This window comes from Dechloromonas hankyongensis (assembly GCF_022012295.1).
GTDB lineage: Bacteria > Pseudomonadota > Gammaproteobacteria > Burkholderiales > Rhodocyclaceae > Azonexus > Azonexus hankyongensis.
In genome coordinates this window covers 571,279-586,934 of the sequence record NZ_JAKLTN010000002.1, presented here as the reverse complement: position 1 = coordinate 586,934, position 15,656 = coordinate 571,279, and the positions used below count along the sequence as shown (strand labels likewise).

Genomic DNA, 15,656 nt, shown 5'->3' with positions numbered 1-15,656 from the left:
TGCGAATAAAAAAAGAGGATCAATTCAGATCCTCTTCCTTCGCCGCCGGCAGATTCAGGATTTGAATCCCTTCGTCTCTGAGCGCCTCGCATTCATCGGCCGTCGCCTGACCTCGTATGGCTCTTTCCGGAGCTTCGTTGTAGTGGATCTTCCTGGCTTCTTCGGCAAAGGATTGGCCAACGTCCTCGCTATTGGCGACGATGGATTGCACAAGCTGGCGATAAAGCGCCATGGCCTGGGCACCGACCGGCATGACTGCAGTGCTGCTTCCCACCGCTGATTCCGCGCTGGCGGCCGCGCCGTGGCCTGTGGCATGCGACGAAATCGCTACCGCGGACGGTATGCGGCGGACAGCGTGGCTATCGCACTGAGGACAAGTAATCAGGCGTGTTTGAAGCTGGCGATCGAAGTCGTCGGCGCTGCGAAACCAGCCTTCGAATTTGTGATCGTTATCGCAGCTAAGGTCGTAGATGATCATATGGGTGTTGGTTTGTGGCCGCATCCTCAGGATACGGGGCCGTTAGTGTGTTCAGTTGAAGCTGACGATGCCGAGCCACGCTCGAAATCCAGGTCCCGAATCGATCTTTGGCAAAATGCCGGGCCGAGAATAACAACAATGAATCGCCGGCGAACAGGCGGTGGCTGCAATCCCTCTCAGTTCGATCGTCTCTGGCGCCAAATTTATCAGGGTGCGGATCATACCACCCTGCCCTCTGTACGCAACGAAATGCCATTGCTGCGGGAGCATGGTCAACAGAGCGCTCCCCGGAAAGTTTGGCCCCAAAGGCAATGCAACCGTTACCGTCGCTACCTGTCCAATATCGGGCTATCACGCAAAGGAGAAAACGGTGCTCGAAACCATTTTCGGTAACTATCTTTTGCTTTCCGCCATCGTTCTGTTGATCCTGTTCATGGTCCCAGCTCTGATTCTGCGCGGCCGTGGCTTGAGAGAGTCCCACGGAGCTGACCGCCGAAAGAGCACGCGAAATGGCACCGACCGCAGGGCGTGACAGGCAGAACAGTGTAGGTTGATGGTGAACGTTGTGCTTTGCGAGGGTCGCTTGGTCGCCCCTTTTCCATCCGCCTATTCGCTTGAGCACTGGATTGTGATTCCAGGTGTCTATGTTTTAAGCCGGAGGCACCTTAAAACGCCAATACCCAATAGGGAAAGCCGCCGTTGGGTGGTCTGTCTGGATACGATGGGATCTCGTTAAGCGTCAGGATGGTGCCCGGGACGGGGGTCGAACCCGTACAGCCAGAGGCCGAGAGATTTTAAGTCTCTTGTGTCTACCAATTTCACCACCCGGGCCGGTGTGCCGATCAGAATATTGGCGCCCCGATACGAAAAAGGGAAAGCGACCGGCGCTTTCCCTTTTCGAATTTGGAGCGGCAGAAGAGTCTCGAACTCTCGACCTCAACCTTGGCAAGGTTGCGCTCTACCAACTGAGCTACTGCCGCATATTCTCTGGAGGCGCGGGCCGGAGTCGAACCGACCTACACGGATTTGCAATCCGGTGCATAACCGCTTTGCTACCGCGCCGCCTACAAACAAACTTTGCGTTACTACTTACTGCAGGAAAAAGCTTCGCTTTTCCCAAGAAACTTGGAGCGGCAGAAGAGTCTCGAACTCTCGACCTCAACCTTGGCAAGGTTGCGCTCTACCAACTGAGCTACTGCCGCGTCAAACAGAGCGCGCATTATAGGCCACACAAGGGATTTGTCAACATCCCCCTCTATTTTTCTGCACTTCTTTTTGCAATTTCCGGCCAGGCCATCCGCAGGTAATAGCCCATCGACCACAAGGTCAGCAAAGCTGCTATCCAGATCAACCAGTTACCGATCACCTTCATGTCGAACCCGGCGAGCGGTGCGTAGTAGAGAAGCATGGGAAGCGCCAGCATCTGGGCGGTGGTCTTGATCTTGCCCAGCATCGAAACGGCAACGCTTTTCGACGCGCCGATCTTGGCCATCCACTCGCGCAATGCCGAGATGGTTATTTCGCGACCGATGATGATCATGGCGACGATGGCATCGGTTCTCCCCAACTGCACCAGAACGATGAGCGCAGCGGCAACCATCAGCTTGTCGGCCACCGGGTCGAGAAATGCCCCGAATGCGGAAGTCTGGTCCAGCTTGCGGGCCAGGTAGCCATCGGCCCAGTCGGTCAGTGCCGCAGCGCAAAAAAGGATAGTCGCTGCCAGATCGCGCTCATAAGGCGTCGCCCATGCGGCAGGCAGGTAATAGACCGCGATCAGTAGTGGAATCGCTACGATGCGCAGCCAGGTCAGCAGAATGGGCAGATTGAAAGGCATGCTTCAGTGTAATGCGGAATAGATGTTCTCGGCCATCTCCCGGCTGATTCCGGGAACTTCGGCCAGTTGTTCGATGCTCGCCGCGAGCACGCCGGGCAAACCGCCAAACCGGGCGACCAGGGCTTTTCGGCGCGCCGGCCCGACGCCGGGCAGGCTTTCCAGTTTGGAGGTCTTTCTGGCCTTGCTGCGCTGAGCGCGGTGACCCGTGATCGCGAAGCGGTGCGCCTCGTCACGGACCTCCTGGATCAGATGCAAGGCCGGGTGTGCCGGCGGCAATTGTAGCGGCTCGCGATCGTCCGGGAAAATCAGCGTTTCCAGCCCGGGTTTGCGCTCCTCGCCTTTCGCGACACCGATCATCGGCAGGTGGGTCAGGCCGAGGTCGGCGAGCGCCGCAAATGCGGAAGCAACCTGCCCCTTGCCACCGTCGATCAGGATCAGATCGGGTGCCGTTCCTTCTCCGGACGCGATGCTGTCGTAGCGCCGGCTGACCGCCTGGCGCATGGCAGCATAGTCGTCACCGGCCTGGATGTCGCGAATATTGAAGCGCCGGTAATCGCTTTTCTTCATGCGATTGCCTTCGTAAACCACACAGGACGCGACGGTGGCCTCGCCCATGGTATGGCTGATATCGAAGCACTCGATGCGCGAGATGGGCTCAGGCAGTTGCAGCGCCTCCTGCAGCGCCGCGAGACGCGCCTCCTGCTGCGCGCTGGCCTGGTTCCGGGCCAGGATGGCCAGCCTTGCGTTCTGGATAGCCATCTCGACCCAGGCCTTCTGGGCGAGGGTGCGCGACTCGAGGAGAGACACCGGGCGGCCGGCCAGTTCGGCCAGGACGGATTCGCCCTCGCCCCGCTCCTCTTCCGCTGGCAAGGGGTAAGCCAGAATGCGCGCCGGCACCGGATGCGCGGCGTAGTGCTGGCGAATGAAGGCGGCTGAAGCGTCCGCCGCATCCGAATCGCCGGCGTTGCTGGGAAAGAAGGGGCGATCCCCCAAATGCCGCCCACCGCGGATCATGGCCAGATTGACGCACAACTGCCCCGCTTCCTTCACTGCAACGAGAATATCGACGTCCTCGCCCTTGTTGCTGGAGACGAACTGCTTTTCCTGGACTTGATGCAGAGACTGGATCTGGTCGCGGAAAACTGCCGCCTGCTCGAAATGCAAGCGGCTGGATGCATCCTCCATGGCCTTGGTCAGACGACGGGTGACCTCTTGCTGCTTGCCGAGCAGGAACATGGCCGCTACCTGAACGTCTGCCGCGTAGTCTTCCTGGTCGATATGGCCGACGCACGGAGCGCTGCAGCGCTTGATCTGGTAAAGCAGACAGGGTCGCGAACGGTTGGCGAAGACGCTGTCCTCACAGGTCCGCAGGCGAAACATCTTCTGCAGCAACTGGATGCTGTCGCGTACCGCCCAGGACGACGGATAGGGGCCGAAGTAGTCGGCCTTGCGGTCCGGATTGCCGCGAAAGAAGCCCAGGCGCGGATACTTTCCTTTGCTCAGAACGATGTAAGGATAGGATTTGTCGTCCCGGAACAGGATGTTGTAGCGCGGCGAGAGCGATTTGATCAGGTTGTTCTCGAGCAACAACGCTTCGGCTTCGGTGCGCGTCGGCGTCGTCTCGATGCGTGCGATCTGGCTGACCATGTGCGCGATGCGCGGACTAGCCAGGTTTTCGCGGAAATACGACGACACCCGCTTTTTCAGGTTTTTCGCCTTGCCGACGTAAAGGACCGCGCCATCGTCGCCGAGCATGCGATACACGCCCGGCAATTCGGTCAGAGAGGCCAGAAAGGCCTTGGCATCGAAGCTCATGGCAGATCAGGCGAGCAGCGACTTGACCCCGGCAAACACCGCTTCGAAACTTTCCCGGGTCAGGCGGCCCGTGCGCCAGTTGTAGCCGCTGCAATGGTAGCTGGCGACCAGCGTGCGACCGTCAGGCAGTTGGTGGCGAACATTGTGGCCAAACGGATAGTCCTTGGCCTTCAAGCCATAAGACCACAATAGCGCTTGGTGAGCGACGGCGCCCAGCACAACGATAGCCTTTAATTTGGGCATGGCAGCCAGTTCCTTACCCAGATAGTGATTGCATTGGCGAATCTCGGCTGTCGTCGGCTTGTTGGCTGGCGGCAGGCAGCGCACCGCGTTGGTGATACGGCAATTACTGAGAGACATAGCTGGATTGGCCCAGCTATCGGCGCCCAGAGGTTCCGGGCGGCTGGCGAATCCAAATCGATGGAGTGCCGGATAGAGCAACTCGCCGGCCACGTCGCCGGTAAATGGGCGTCCGGTGCGATTGGCGCCTTTTTCTCCCGGGCCAAGCCCGACAACCAGCAATTGCGCATCGAGCGAACCAAAGGCGGGAACCGGCAGGGCGTGCCACTCCGGATCGCGCCGGCGAATGCCGGCAAGGTGTTCAGCCAGGCGCGGACAGGCCGTGCAGGCGATGGGGTCTTCAAATCGTGACATGGCAGGGATGTTAGCATGGCGGCCATGCAGCTCCATTGGGACATCTTTTGCCGGGTTATCGACAACTACGGCGATATCGGGATTTGCTGGCGTCTCGCCCGGCAATTAGTGGCCGAACACGGACGCCATGTCCGGTTATGGGTAGACGACCTGGCCAGCCTGCGTCCGCTCTGCCCGGCGATCGATCCATCACTCGGTGCGCAGTCAGCACACGGCGTCGAGATCAGGCACTGGGCTCAAGACATCGCTGCCGAACGTTCAGCTGACGTGGTGATCGAGGCATTCGCCTGCGAATTGCCGAACTCTTATTTAAGAACGATGGCGGCGGCTACCCGCAAGCCCTGCTGGATCAATCTCGAGTACCTGACTGCCGAGTCGTGGGCCGAGGATTGCCACGGCATGGCCTCGCCCCACCCCACCCTGCCGCTGACAAAATATTTCTTTTTTCCCGGATTCACCACGAAGGCCGGTGGATTGTTGCGGGAAGCCGGTCTCTTATCGGACAGAGAACGCTATCAGAAACAAACCCCGCCACGTGATCACCTTGAGATCAGCCTGTTCTGCTACGACACGGCGCCGGTGGGTGATCTCCTTGCGGCATTGGCGAACATGGCCCAGCCGTCCGTCGTTCATGTGCCGCCCGGCAAGCCCTTGGCCGCAGTCATGCAGCACTTGCCGGGCCCTGGACCCTGGCAGCATGGCAAGGCGCGGATCGAGCCGATTCCCTTCCTGCCTCTGGACGATTACGACCGCCTGCTCTGGCAATCCGACATCAATTTCATCCGCGGTGAGGATTCCTTTGTCCGGGCGCAGTGGGCGGCCAAGCCTTTCATTTGGCAAATCTATCAGCAGGATGAAGACGCCCATCTGGTCAAGTTATCGGCATTTCTCGATCGCTATTGTGCAGGGATGGGCGGCGAGCAGGCGCAGGCCGTCAACGACATGTTCACCGCCTGGAACGGTGGCGAGCCGGAGCTTGCCCAGGCATTCCAGCATTTCGTCGACCACCGCCAGGCCATCGCCGAGGCCAATCATGCGTGGTGCGAGGATCTGGGGTCACAAGACGATCTGGCAACGGCCCTCGTCAACTTCTGCGCCGCCAAGGTATAATTTAACGTTTATCTTTTTCCGATCGTAGAGAATCCCGTATGAAAACCGCAATGGAACTCCGCTCCGGCAACGTCATCATGGTTGGTGCCGACCCGCTCGTCGTCCAGAAGAGCGAGTACAACAAGTCCGGCCGCAATGCCGCCGTGGTCAAGATGAAGCTCAAGAACCTGTTGTCCGGTGCCGCTTCCGAAGCGGTTTACAAGGCCGACGACAAGTTCGAAGTGGTCATCCTCGACAAGAAGGAAGTAACCTACTCCTACTTCGCCGATCCGATGTATGTCTTCATGGACGCCGACTACGAGCAGTTCGAAGTAGAAGCCGAAAACATGACCGACGCACTGAAGTACCTGGAAGACGGCCTGGCTTGCGAAGTCGTTTTCTACAACGGCAAGGCCATTTCCGTCGAACTGCCGAACAGCGTCGTGCGTGAAGTCGTTTACACCGAACCCGCCGTCAAGGGCGACACCTCGGGCAAGGTCATGAAGCCGGCCAAGCTGGCTACCGGTTTCGAACTGCCGGTTCCGGCCTTCGTCAGCATTGGCGACAAGATCGAAATCGACACCCGCACCGACGAATACAAGAACCGCGTCAAGTAATACGCCGTTCCCGTCTTGCGCTAATCGGGCAGCTTCGGCTGCCCGATTGCATTTCAGGCCATCAATTCGGCAATGGTCTGCAGCGCCGCCCGATAAACCGGATCACCCTGCAATTGCTCCCAGGATTGTGCCGGTTCAACAGGTATCAAGGATTCAACGCGCTGGCCACGGCGCAGATCGATTTCGCGTTTCCAGTTGGCTAGCACATTCCCCACGACATCCGGCGCATTGCAGACGAGCAGCATGTCGCAGCCTGCGGCATAAGCCGTTTCGACCCTCGCCAGCATGTCGCCGACGATGCCGGCGCCAGCCATCGACAGATCATCGGTAAAAACGACGCCGTCAAACTTGATGTCGTTTCTCAAATAATCGATCCATTTGTTTGAAAATACAGCCGTATTGCAATCCATACAGTTGTAAATCACATGTGCCGCCATGACCCCGTCGAGGGGCAAGCGGCGATAGGGCTCGATGTCTTCCTGCATGGCGTCGAAAGCCCGATCATCGACCGGCAGTTCGACATGCGAGTCCGGAATGACGTAGCCATGCCCGGGAAAATGCTTGCCGCAACTGCCCATGCCGGCTTGCCGCAAGCCCTGGCCAAGCGCTTCGGCCAACTGGATCACGGCTTCGGGCTGGCGGTGAAAAGCGCGGTCGCCGATGACGCGCGATGGGCCGTAATCGAGGTCGAGAACCGGCGTGAATGAGTAATCGACACCCCGCGCCCGCAGTTCCGCTGCCAGCACGTAGCCGACTTGCCGGGCAGCCGCACAGGCACCGGCCGGATCGCGATCCCATAGCTTACCCAACTGCGCCATCGGCGGCAGGCGGGTAAAGCCGTCGCGGAAGCGTTGCACCCTGCCCCCTTCATGATCGACCGCGATCAACAAGGACGGCGAGCGCAAGGCATGTATTGCAGCGGTCAGTGCGGACAGCTGCTGCGGATCGGCATAGTTGCGGGAGAACAGGATGATCCCGCCCACCAGCGGATGGCGCAGACGTTCGCAATCAAGATCAGTCAGTTCAGTACCGGCGATGTCGATCATCAGCGGCCCGAGGGAAAGGTGCTTCATGCTTGCTCCAGAATGACATAGGCGACGGCATAGTCGGCTTCGTCGCTAATCGAGAGATGGGCTTTCAGATTCTTTTCCTGAAGCAGCGCGCTCAGCTTGGGAGCGAAATCCAGCACCGGTTTCCCCAAGTCGTCATGGGTAACGCCAATGGCCGGCAGGGTTGCCGGCGGGCGTACCCCCGTGCCCAGGGCCTTGCTGAACGCCTCTTTAGCGGCGAAGCGCTTGGCCAGAAAACGCCCCTTGTCCGCCGCTTTGGCAAATTCCGGCATCTCCTGCGGCGCGAGAAGTTTTTCCAGCACCTTGTCACCGTGCCGTTCCCACATGCCACGCAGGCGGGCGACGGCGACTATATCGGTGCCGATGCCGTAGATCATTCGCCGTCCTGTGCCGCTTCGCGCATCAAGGCTTTCATTTCCCGCACCGCTTCGCGCAAGCCGACGAACACGGCACGGCTGACAATCGCATGGCCGATATGCAGCTCGCGGATGCCGGCCAGCTTGGCCACCGGCTGGACGTTGTAGTAATTCAAGGCGTGCCCGGCGTTGAAGCGCATGCCCAAATGGCGAATCGCCTCGCCGGCCTGGCGAATCTTGTCCAATTCGGCGAGCACGGCCGCCGCTTCCGCATCGCGCCCGCGGTCATGGAAGGCGTGGGCATAAGGGCCGGTATGAACCTCGCAGACACGGGCTCCAATACGGGCTGCCGCTTCGATCTGCGCCGGCTCGGCGTCGATGAATACGCTGGTCGTGATGCCGGCGTCGGCGAGTCGGGAAATGGCGTCCTTGAGACGACTTTCCTGCGCCAGGATATCGAGACCGCCTTCGGTTGTGACCTCATGGCGCCCTTCGGGAACGAGCATGGCCATTTCGGGTTTGAGGGCGCAGGCGATATCGACCATTTCATAGGTTGCCGCCATTTCCAGATTCAGCTTGATCTGCGTCGCTTCGCGCAGCCGGCGGACATCAGCATCCTGGATGTGCCTGCGGTCTTCGCGCAAATGCACGGTGATCCCGTCAGCGCCGCCGAGGTGTGCCTCGACAGCACCCCAGACCGGGTCCGGCTCATAAGTCCGGCGGGCCTGGCGAATGGTGGCGATGTGGTCGATATTGACGCCCAGTTCGATCATAGCTCTTGCAACTCCTTGAATATCTTGCGTGTTTCCAGTTCCTTGCCGGCCAGGTAATAGGCCATCAAGGTCCGCATCAATGCTTTCGCTTCCTGACGTGAGCGTTGATCGGAAAAATCCTCGGCTTCGAGATCGAGCAAGGTTTTGCCACTGACCACCTGCGAGGCCCCCGCATCATGCTCCAGTCGAACCGGTCCCTGCTCCATGCGATAAGTGTAATGGGCATCCGCAACGATGGGAGCACCGTCACTATCGTGGTTCAGGGTCAGGCCGTAGCCAAGTTCCTGCAGGAGTGCCTTCTCGAACCGGCGCAGATCCGCCTCGCGAACCCTGCCCTGCGGATCGGCTGCCAGACGCGCCAGCATTTCCGTATAGCGCTCGAAAAGCCGCTCGTGGGCGTCTTCACGCGGCAGCAGGTGCATCAGCAATTCGTTCAGGTAATAGCCGCAGAACAGCGCCTCGCCCGCCAGGAGCGGTTGTCCGCCCTGCCATTCGGCCTTCATCAGGGTCAGCACCTCGCCCTTGCCCGCCCAGCCTATTTCGAGCGGCTGGAAGGCCATGAGCAGGCCGCGGATGGCGGAACGAGGCCGACGGGCACCGCGGGCGAGCAAGGCCATCCTCCCGAAATCTCGGGAAAAAACTTCGACAATCAGACTGGTTTCCCGAAAGGGATAGGTGTGCAGAACGTAGGCCGGCTGGCCGTCGACCTTGCTGCGCAGGTTCATTCGTAGCCGAGGCTCTTCAACAGACGCTCGTCGTCGTTCCAGCCAGATTTCACCTTGACCCAGATTTCAAGGTAAACCTTGCCATCGAAAAGCCGTTCCATATCCTGCCGCGCCTCGCTGGCGATGCGCTTGAGCGATTCCCCACCCTTGCCGATGACGATAGCCTTGTGGCCTTCGCGATCGACGACAATCGCCGCATAAATGCGGCGCAAGGCACCTTCGACCTCGAAGCGCTCGATTTCTACAGCCGTCGCATACGGCAGTTCATCACCGAGCAGGCGAAACACCTTTTCGCGAATGTATTCCGATGCCAGGAAACGTTCGCTCTTGTCGGTCAGATCGTCTTCCGGGAACATCAGGCCTTCGTTGGGCAGGTGCTTTCTCGCTTCGGCCAGCAAGTCGTCGGTCTGCTTGCCCTTGGCCGCACTGACGGGGACGACAGCCGCATAGTCGAAATCAGCCGACACGGTGGCCAGGAAGGGCAGCAAGGCGTTACGGTCTTTCAACTGATCGGTCTTGTTGACCACGAGGACCACCGGCCTGTCCTTGGGCAGGAGGCGGACGACGGATTTGTCCTTGGCATCGTAGCGCCCGGCTTCGACCACGAACAACACGACATCGACGTCGTTCAACGTCTGCGTCACGCCCCGATTCATGGCTCGGTTCAGGGCATTGGAAAACTTGGTCTGGAATCCTGGCGTATCGACAAAGACGAACTGCGCATCGTCGTTGGTGAGGATGCCGGTGATACGGTGTCGCGTTGTTTGCGCCTTGCGCGAGACGATGCTGATCTTCTCGCCGACCAGGCGATTGAGCAGGGTCGACTTCCCGACGTTGGGACGGCCGACGATGGCGATATAGCCGGAGCGAATTTTTTTCATGCCTGGAGTTCTTTCAAAGCCTGTTCGGCTGCTACCTGCTCGGCAATACGCCGGCTGGAGCCATGTCCTATGGTACGTAAGGCGGGGTTGTCGATCTCGCAAGCCACCTCGAAACGCTGCAAGTGTGCCGCACCGGTCGTTTCCAGCAACTGGTAGCGCGGTAGCGGTTTCTTCCGCCCCTGCAACCACTCCTGCAACCGGGTCTTGGCATCCTTCTGGAACTGGCCTGGCTTTAGCTCGTCGAGCAAGGGAGCGTAGAGCTTTTCGATGATCTGTTGCGCAACGGCAAAACCGGCATCGAGATAGATCGCCCCGAACAAGGCCTCCAGAGCGTCTGCCAGAATCGAAGGCCTTTGCGCCCCGCCACTCTTGAGCTCCCCTTCGCCGAGGCGCAACACATTGCCGATGTTCAGTTCCTGCGCCAGCCGATGCAGGGACTCCTGGCGAACCATGTTCGCCCGAAGACGCGACAAATCGCCCTCGGGCAGATTCGGAAAGCGCTGATACAGCGATGCGGCAATCACAAAATCCAGAATGCCATCGCCCAGGAATTCCAACCGCTCGTTATTGGGTATGCCGTAGCTGCGATGGGTCAGCGCCGTGACCAGCAGCACTTCATCGGAAAAGACGTGACCGAGTTTTCTGGCAACAGACTGCGCAGTCATTCCTTATGACCCAGCGGTCGAACCCTTGTAGTCGATCAACAGGCTGACGTTCCAGAACAGGGGGATACGCTTCTCATAGGCGAATTCGATGACAATCCGACCACCATCCTTTGTGACATCCAGCTGCGTTGATGGGAAGTCCAACATGTCGATTTCAGCAAACCTGTCGAAGGTGCGGCGCACATCGGCAACAGTGGAATCGGGGCCCATCTTGGAAACCGTTGCTTTTGCATCCTTCAATATCTTGTTGTATTCGATGAAGGTCGGCAGCACCTTCATGCCGAGGACTGCGCCCAAGACAAGAACAATGCTCCAGAACAACAAGCCTGAGAGGGCAACACCACGTTGTTTCTTCATCTTTCTCCCCTTACTTGAAGGAACCAATCCGGCCGATATCGCTGAAATTCAGCCAGATAAAGAAGGCCTTACCGACAATGTTCTCCTCGGGCACAAATCCCCAGGCACGGCTATCCCGGCTATTGTCGCGATTGTCGCCCATCATGAAGTAGTGGCCTTCAGGCACCTTGCAAATGACGCCTGCAGCATTGTAAGTGCAATTTTCGCGGTGCGGAAAGCGGGCTGCATCCGGGATGAACGCCGGTGCATCGGCGTCATTCAAGGCGTGGTGCTCGACATTCCCCAGTTTTTCCTGGAACTGCTCGGAATAATACAAGCGCTCATGATGCAGATAATCGCTGACTTTTTGAGTTGGAACCGCCACGCCATTGATGGTCAGTTTCTTGTTCTGGTAGGCCACGGTATCGCCCGGCAGGCCTACAACCCGCTTGATGTAGTCCAGCGAGGGATCTTCGGGATAGCGGAAGACCATAACGTCGCCCCGCTGCGGAGAGTTGATGTCGATGATCTTCTTGTTGATGACCGGCAGGCGAATACCGTAGGTGAACTTATTGACGAGAATGAAATCGCCCACCAACAGGGTCGGGATCATCGAGCCGGACGGAATCTTGAACGGCTCGAACAGGAACGAACGGAGCACGAAAACGATCAGGATGACTGGAAAGAAACTGGCGCCCCACTCCACCCACAGCGGCTCCTTGGAGTCCTTGGCACGCAGCTTTCTGAACTTCAGGATATCGACCGCATACAGCACGCCGGTAATCACCAGCAGCACAAACAGGATCAGGGCAAAGTTCATCGGGAGTCTTATCCTCAGTTATCGACACGCAGCACGGCAAGGAAGGCTTCCTGCGGAATTTCCACGGAACCCACTTGCTTCATGCGCTTCTTGCCGGCCTTCTGCTTTTCCAGAAGTTTCTTCTTGCGGGTGATGTCGCCGCCGTAACACTTGGCCAGCACATCCTTGCGCATAGCTTTGACGTTCTCGCGCGCGATGATGTGCGACCCGATGGCGGCCTGGATGGCCACGTCATACATTTGACGCGGGATCAGTTCGCGCATCTTGGAGGCGAGTTCACGGCCACGGTATTGCGAATTGGAGCGGTGTACGATCAGCGACAGGGCATCGACTTTTTCGCTGTTGATCAGGATATCGAGCTTGACGACATCGGCCGCGCGGTATTCCTTGAAATCGTAATCGAGCGAAGCGTAGCCCTTGGAGCAGGATTTCAGTTTGTCGAAGAAATCCATCACCACTTCGGCCATCGGCATTTCATAGACCAGCTTCACCTGGCGACCGTGGTAGTGCATGTCGACCTGGTTGCCGCGCTTCTGGTTGCACAGCGTGATGACATTGCCGAGGTAATCCTGCGGCACGAAAATCGTCGCAGTAATGATTGGCTCGCGCACCTCCTCGACCTTCGAAACTTCCGGCAGCTTGGCCGGATTTTCGACCTGAATGACACTGCCGTCGCGCTGCACGACCTCATAGACCACGGTCGGGGCCGTGGTGATCAGGTCCTGATCGAATTCACGCTCCAGGCGCTCCTGCACGATTTCCATGTGCAACAACCCCAGGAAGCCGCAACGGAAGCCAAAACCCAGAGCCTGGGACACTTCGGGCTCATATTGCAGCGAGGCGTCGTTGAGCTTGAGCTTTTCCAGCGATTCGCGCAGCGAGTCGTACTGGTTCGATTCGACCGGATAGAGACCGGCAAACACCTGCGGCTTGATTTCCTTGAAGCCGGGCAATGGCTCGGCGGCCTTGCGGTCCACCGTGGTAATGGTGTCGCCAACCTTGGCCGCCTTCAGTTCCTTGATGCCGGAGATGACGAAGCCCACCTCGCCGGCGCGCAACTCACTGCGCTGTACCGACTTCGGCGAGAAGACGCCGACCTGCTCGCACAGCTGCTGCGCTTCGGTGGCCATGAAAAAGAGCTTGTCCTTCGGGCGCATCACGCCATCGACGACGCGCACCAGCATGACGACGCCAACGTAGTTGTCGAACCACGAATCGATGATCAGCGCCTTGAGCGGCGCTTCCGGGTCGCCCTTGGGCGGTGGTACGCATTTCACCACGGCCTCCAGGATATCGGCCACGCCAAGCCCCGTCTTGGCTGACGCCAAGACCGCCTCGGTGGCATCGATGCCAATGACGTCCTCGATTTCCTGGCGGGCATTGTCGGGGTCTGCCGATGGCAGGTCGATCTTGTTCAGGACCGGCACAACTTCGACATCAAGCTCGATGGCGGTATAGCAGTTGGCCACGGTCTGGGCTTCGACGCCCTGCGACGCATCGACGACCAGCAAGGCGCCCTCGCAGGCCGACAGCGAGCGGGACACTTCGTAGGAGAAGTCCACGTGTCCCGGGGTGTCGATCAGGTTCAGGTTATAAACCTTGCCATCGCGCGCCTTGTAGTTGAGGGCAGCGGTCTGCGCCTTGATGGTGATGCCGCGTTCGCGTTCGATATCCATCGAATCGAGCACCTGCGCTTCCATTTCGCGATCGGACAAGCCGCCGCACAAATGGATGATACGGTCGGCCAGCGTCGACTTGCCGTGGTCGATGTGCGCGATGATGGAGAAGTTTCTAATGTGATCCATTGCTGCCAGTAAAAAAGGGCGCTGTCCGGCGCCCTTCCCTTTTCAGAAGACCCTGAATTCTAGCGGATTCCGGCCAAATATTCACGGGTTTTGGCTTCGTCCAGAAAGTAGTGGCAGAGTTCCGTCTCGCCATGTAGCAAGACCGGCACCAGTTCATCGTATCTAGCTTCGAGGACAGGATTGGCGTCGACGTCCAGCACCGTGACCGAGGCTCCGAATTCTTCGGCCAGCGGCGCCAGCGCCACCTCCATGTCATGACAGAGGTGGCAATAGTTCCGGCTCATCAGGGTCAGCTCAATTGTTCCCATTCAGGCCCTTGATGGTGATGAACGTCTGCATCTCGCCGCGCCGGACGAGCAAGGTCACATTGCTGCCTTTTTCGAACTGGCTCAGCAGCTTGTTGAATTGCTCGACTGTCTTGATTTCGGTCGTCGCGCCCTTGCTGATCACGGCAATGATGACATCACCGGGGCGCAGATCGGAACGGCTACCGATACCGCGCACGTCCTCGATCAGGAGCCCAGAATTCATTTTCAGTTCGCGCTTCTGGTCGGCAGACAGTTCACTCACCACCAGCCCCAGGCGGTTCGGGGCTTGCTCGGCAGGCTTTGCCCCTTTCTGCACCTTGGCACTCGCCTGCTTTTCATCCGGCATTTCACCGACGACTACCGGAATGTCGCGGGTCGAACCTTTGCGCCAAACCTGGAGGGTTGAACGCGTTCCCGGGCGGGTCGAACCGACAAAACGCGGCAGATCGGAAGAGGAATTGATCGCCTTGCCATCGAACTTGAGAATCACATCGCCTGGTTCGAGCCCCGCTTTTTCCGCCGGGCCGCCCTTCTCAACGGAATTCACCACGGCACCCATGGGACGGGCCAGGCCGAGCGAATCCGCCAACTCCCTGCTCACTTCCTGAATCACCACGCCGAGGCGGCCGCGGCTTACCTTACCGGATGCGCGCAACTGGTTCTGGATGTCCATCGCTACATCGATTGGAATGGCGAAGGAAACTCCCATATAGCCACCGCTTCGGCTGTAAATCTGGGAATTTATGCCGACTACCTCGCCGCGCATATTGAACAGGGGACCGCCCGAATTACCCGGATTGATCGCGACGTCGGTCTGAATGAACGGAACGTAATTCTCCTGGGGCAGAGAACGCCCCTTGGCCGAGACGATGCCCGCCGTAACGGAGTTGTCGAAGCCGAATGGCGAGCCGATGGCGACCACCCATTCTCCGACCTTCAATTGTGCCGGATCACCCAACCTGACAACCGGCAGTCCCGACGCTTCGATCTTGATCAGCGCGATATCGGTTCGTTTGTCGGCACCAATGATCCGCGCCTTGAACTCACGCTTGTCGGTCAGGCGGACAGTAACTTCGTCGGCCGCATCGACGACATGTGCATTGGTCAGAATATATCCGTCGCCGCTGATAACGAAACCGGATCCCAGGGACTTGTTTTCGAAATCGCGGGGAATGCCGCCACCCGGCGAACGTGGGACAAAGCGCTTGAAGAACTCGAAGGCCGGATCGTTCTCGTCAAATGGGAACGGCATCATTTGGGCCTGGCCCCGTACGACCTGGGTGGTGCTGATATTCACGACCGCCGGCCCCTGCTTTTCCGCGAGTTCAGAAAAATCCGGCAGCCCCCGGGACTGTGCAAAGGCAAAACTGGTCAAGAACCAAAGAAAGAACAGACTGGCTAAACGTTTCATGGTCAACACGACCTCCTGA

General features: G+C 58.8%; 18 protein-coding genes and 4 tRNA genes. 3 read left to right on the top strand and 19 right to left on the bottom strand.

Translation table 11 applies throughout. From position 1 onward, the window contains the following. Positions 1-19: 19 nt before the first annotated feature. Positions 20-478, bottom strand: coding sequence for a DUF1178 family protein (locus tag LZ012_RS11320; RefSeq protein ID WP_275710840.1), 459 nt, complete (start codon positions 476-478; stop codon positions 20-22). Between the two features lie 370 nt (positions 479-848). On the opposite strand from LZ012_RS11320, the gene LZ012_RS11315 reads away from it, so the two are divergent. Continuing rightward, on the top strand, positions 849-1,010 hold the full coding sequence (locus LZ012_RS11315; RefSeq protein WP_275710838.1) for a hypothetical protein: 162 nt from the start codon (positions 849-851) through the stop codon (positions 1,008-1,010). A 213-nt stretch (positions 1,011-1,223) separates the two neighbouring features. On the opposite strand, the gene LZ012_RS11310 is transcribed toward LZ012_RS11315, so the two are convergent. The 7 genes from LZ012_RS11310 to LZ012_RS11280 form a co-directional block, all read right to left on the bottom strand. Continuing rightward, positions 1,224-1,309, bottom strand: a tRNA-Leu gene (locus LZ012_RS11310). A gap of 73 nt (positions 1,310-1,382) precedes the next feature. Continuing rightward, positions 1,383-1,458: transfer RNA gene (locus tag LZ012_RS11305), tRNA-Gly, on the bottom strand. 8 nt (positions 1,459-1,466) lie between these two features. Then, a tRNA-Cys gene (locus LZ012_RS11300) sits at positions 1,467-1,540 on the bottom strand. A 64-nt stretch (positions 1,541-1,604) separates the two neighbouring features. After that, a tRNA-Gly gene (locus tag LZ012_RS11295) sits at positions 1,605-1,680 on the bottom strand. A 53-nt stretch (positions 1,681-1,733) separates the two neighbouring features. Next, positions 1,734-2,312 (bottom strand): CDP-diacylglycerol--glycerol-3-phosphate 3-phosphatidyltransferase, encoded by a 579-nt coding sequence (gene pgsA, locus LZ012_RS11290; RefSeq protein WP_275710836.1) that lies wholly within the window; start codon positions 2,310-2,312, stop codon positions 1,734-1,736. A gap of 3 nt (positions 2,313-2,315) precedes the next feature. Then, positions 2,316-4,127 (bottom strand): excinuclease ABC subunit UvrC, encoded by a 1,812-nt coding sequence (uvrC, locus tag LZ012_RS11285; RefSeq protein WP_275710833.1) that lies wholly within the window; start codon positions 4,125-4,127, stop codon positions 2,316-2,318. 6 nt (positions 4,128-4,133) lie between these two features. After that, a complete protein-coding gene (locus LZ012_RS11280; RefSeq protein ID WP_275710831.1) occupies positions 4,134-4,781 on the bottom strand; it encodes a uracil-DNA glycosylase in 648 nt (215 codons plus the stop codon). A 15-nt stretch (positions 4,782-4,796) separates the two neighbouring features. Here LZ012_RS11280 and earP point away from each other — a divergent pair, with 15 nt between their 5' ends. Further along, positions 4,797-5,891, top strand: coding sequence for an elongation factor P maturation arginine rhamnosyltransferase EarP (gene earP / locus LZ012_RS11275; protein ID WP_275710828.1), 1,095 nt, complete (start codon positions 4,797-4,799; stop codon positions 5,889-5,891). 38 nt (positions 5,892-5,929) lie between these two features. Continuing rightward, entirely contained in the window at positions 5,930-6,487 is a 558-nt protein-coding gene (gene efp / locus LZ012_RS11270; protein ID WP_275710826.1) for an elongation factor P, read from the top strand. 53 nt (positions 6,488-6,540) lie between these two features. Here efp and nagZ read toward each other — a convergent pair whose 3' ends face one another. The 11 genes from nagZ to LZ012_RS11215 are packed head-to-tail and all read right to left on the bottom strand — an operon-like array spanning position 6,541 to position 15,637. Then, positions 6,541-7,560 (bottom strand): beta-N-acetylhexosaminidase, encoded by a 1,020-nt coding sequence (gene nagZ / locus LZ012_RS11265; RefSeq protein WP_275710822.1) that lies wholly within the window; start codon positions 7,558-7,560, stop codon positions 6,541-6,543. Continuing rightward, positions 7,557-7,934 carry a holo-ACP synthase gene (gene acpS, locus LZ012_RS11260; protein ID WP_275710820.1) on the bottom strand — a complete coding sequence of 126 codons (378 nt, stop codon included), beginning with the start codon at positions 7,932-7,934 and terminating at the stop codon, positions 7,557-7,559. The genes nagZ and acpS overlap by 4 nt, the downstream gene beginning before the upstream one ends. After that, entirely contained in the window at positions 7,931-8,686 is a 756-nt protein-coding gene (locus tag LZ012_RS11255) for a pyridoxine 5'-phosphate synthase (protein WP_275710818.1), read from the bottom strand. The genes acpS and LZ012_RS11255 overlap by 4 nt, the downstream gene beginning before the upstream one ends. Beyond that, positions 8,683-9,411, bottom strand: coding sequence for a DNA repair protein RecO (gene recO / locus LZ012_RS11250; protein ID WP_275710816.1), 729 nt, complete (start codon positions 9,409-9,411; stop codon positions 8,683-8,685). The genes LZ012_RS11255 and recO overlap by 4 nt, the downstream gene beginning before the upstream one ends. Continuing rightward, a complete protein-coding gene (gene era / locus LZ012_RS11245; protein WP_275710814.1) occupies positions 9,408-10,292 on the bottom strand; it encodes a GTPase Era in 885 nt (294 codons plus the stop codon). The genes recO and era overlap by 4 nt, the downstream gene beginning before the upstream one ends. Further along, positions 10,289-10,957 carry a ribonuclease III gene (rnc, locus tag LZ012_RS11240; RefSeq protein WP_275710812.1) on the bottom strand — a complete coding sequence of 223 codons (669 nt, stop codon included), beginning with the start codon at positions 10,955-10,957 and terminating at the stop codon, positions 10,289-10,291. Before rnc ends, era begins: the two co-directional genes overlap by 4 nt. A gap of 3 nt (positions 10,958-10,960) precedes the next feature. After that, positions 10,961-11,314: a DUF4845 domain-containing protein gene (locus tag LZ012_RS11235; RefSeq protein WP_275710810.1), complete on the bottom strand. Its 354-nt coding sequence runs from the start codon at positions 11,312-11,314 to the stop codon at positions 10,961-10,963. A 10-nt stretch (positions 11,315-11,324) separates the two neighbouring features. Then, complete coding sequence (lepB, locus tag LZ012_RS11230; protein WP_275710808.1) at positions 11,325-12,113, bottom strand: signal peptidase I; 789 nt, start codon at positions 12,111-12,113, stop codon at positions 11,325-11,327. Between the two features lie 14 nt (positions 12,114-12,127). Beyond that, positions 12,128-13,918 (bottom strand): translation elongation factor 4, encoded by a 1,791-nt coding sequence (lepA, locus tag LZ012_RS11225; RefSeq protein WP_275710806.1) that lies wholly within the window; start codon positions 13,916-13,918, stop codon positions 12,128-12,130. Between the two features lie 59 nt (positions 13,919-13,977). After that, positions 13,978-14,202 (bottom strand): glutaredoxin family protein, encoded by a 225-nt coding sequence (locus LZ012_RS11220; RefSeq protein ID WP_275710804.1) that lies wholly within the window; start codon positions 14,200-14,202, stop codon positions 13,978-13,980. Between the two features lie 10 nt (positions 14,203-14,212). Beyond that, positions 14,213-15,637 carry a DegQ family serine endoprotease gene (locus tag LZ012_RS11215; RefSeq protein WP_275710802.1) on the bottom strand — a complete coding sequence of 475 codons (1,425 nt, stop codon included), beginning with the start codon at positions 15,635-15,637 and terminating at the stop codon, positions 14,213-14,215. Positions 15,638-15,656 lie beyond the last annotated feature (19 nt).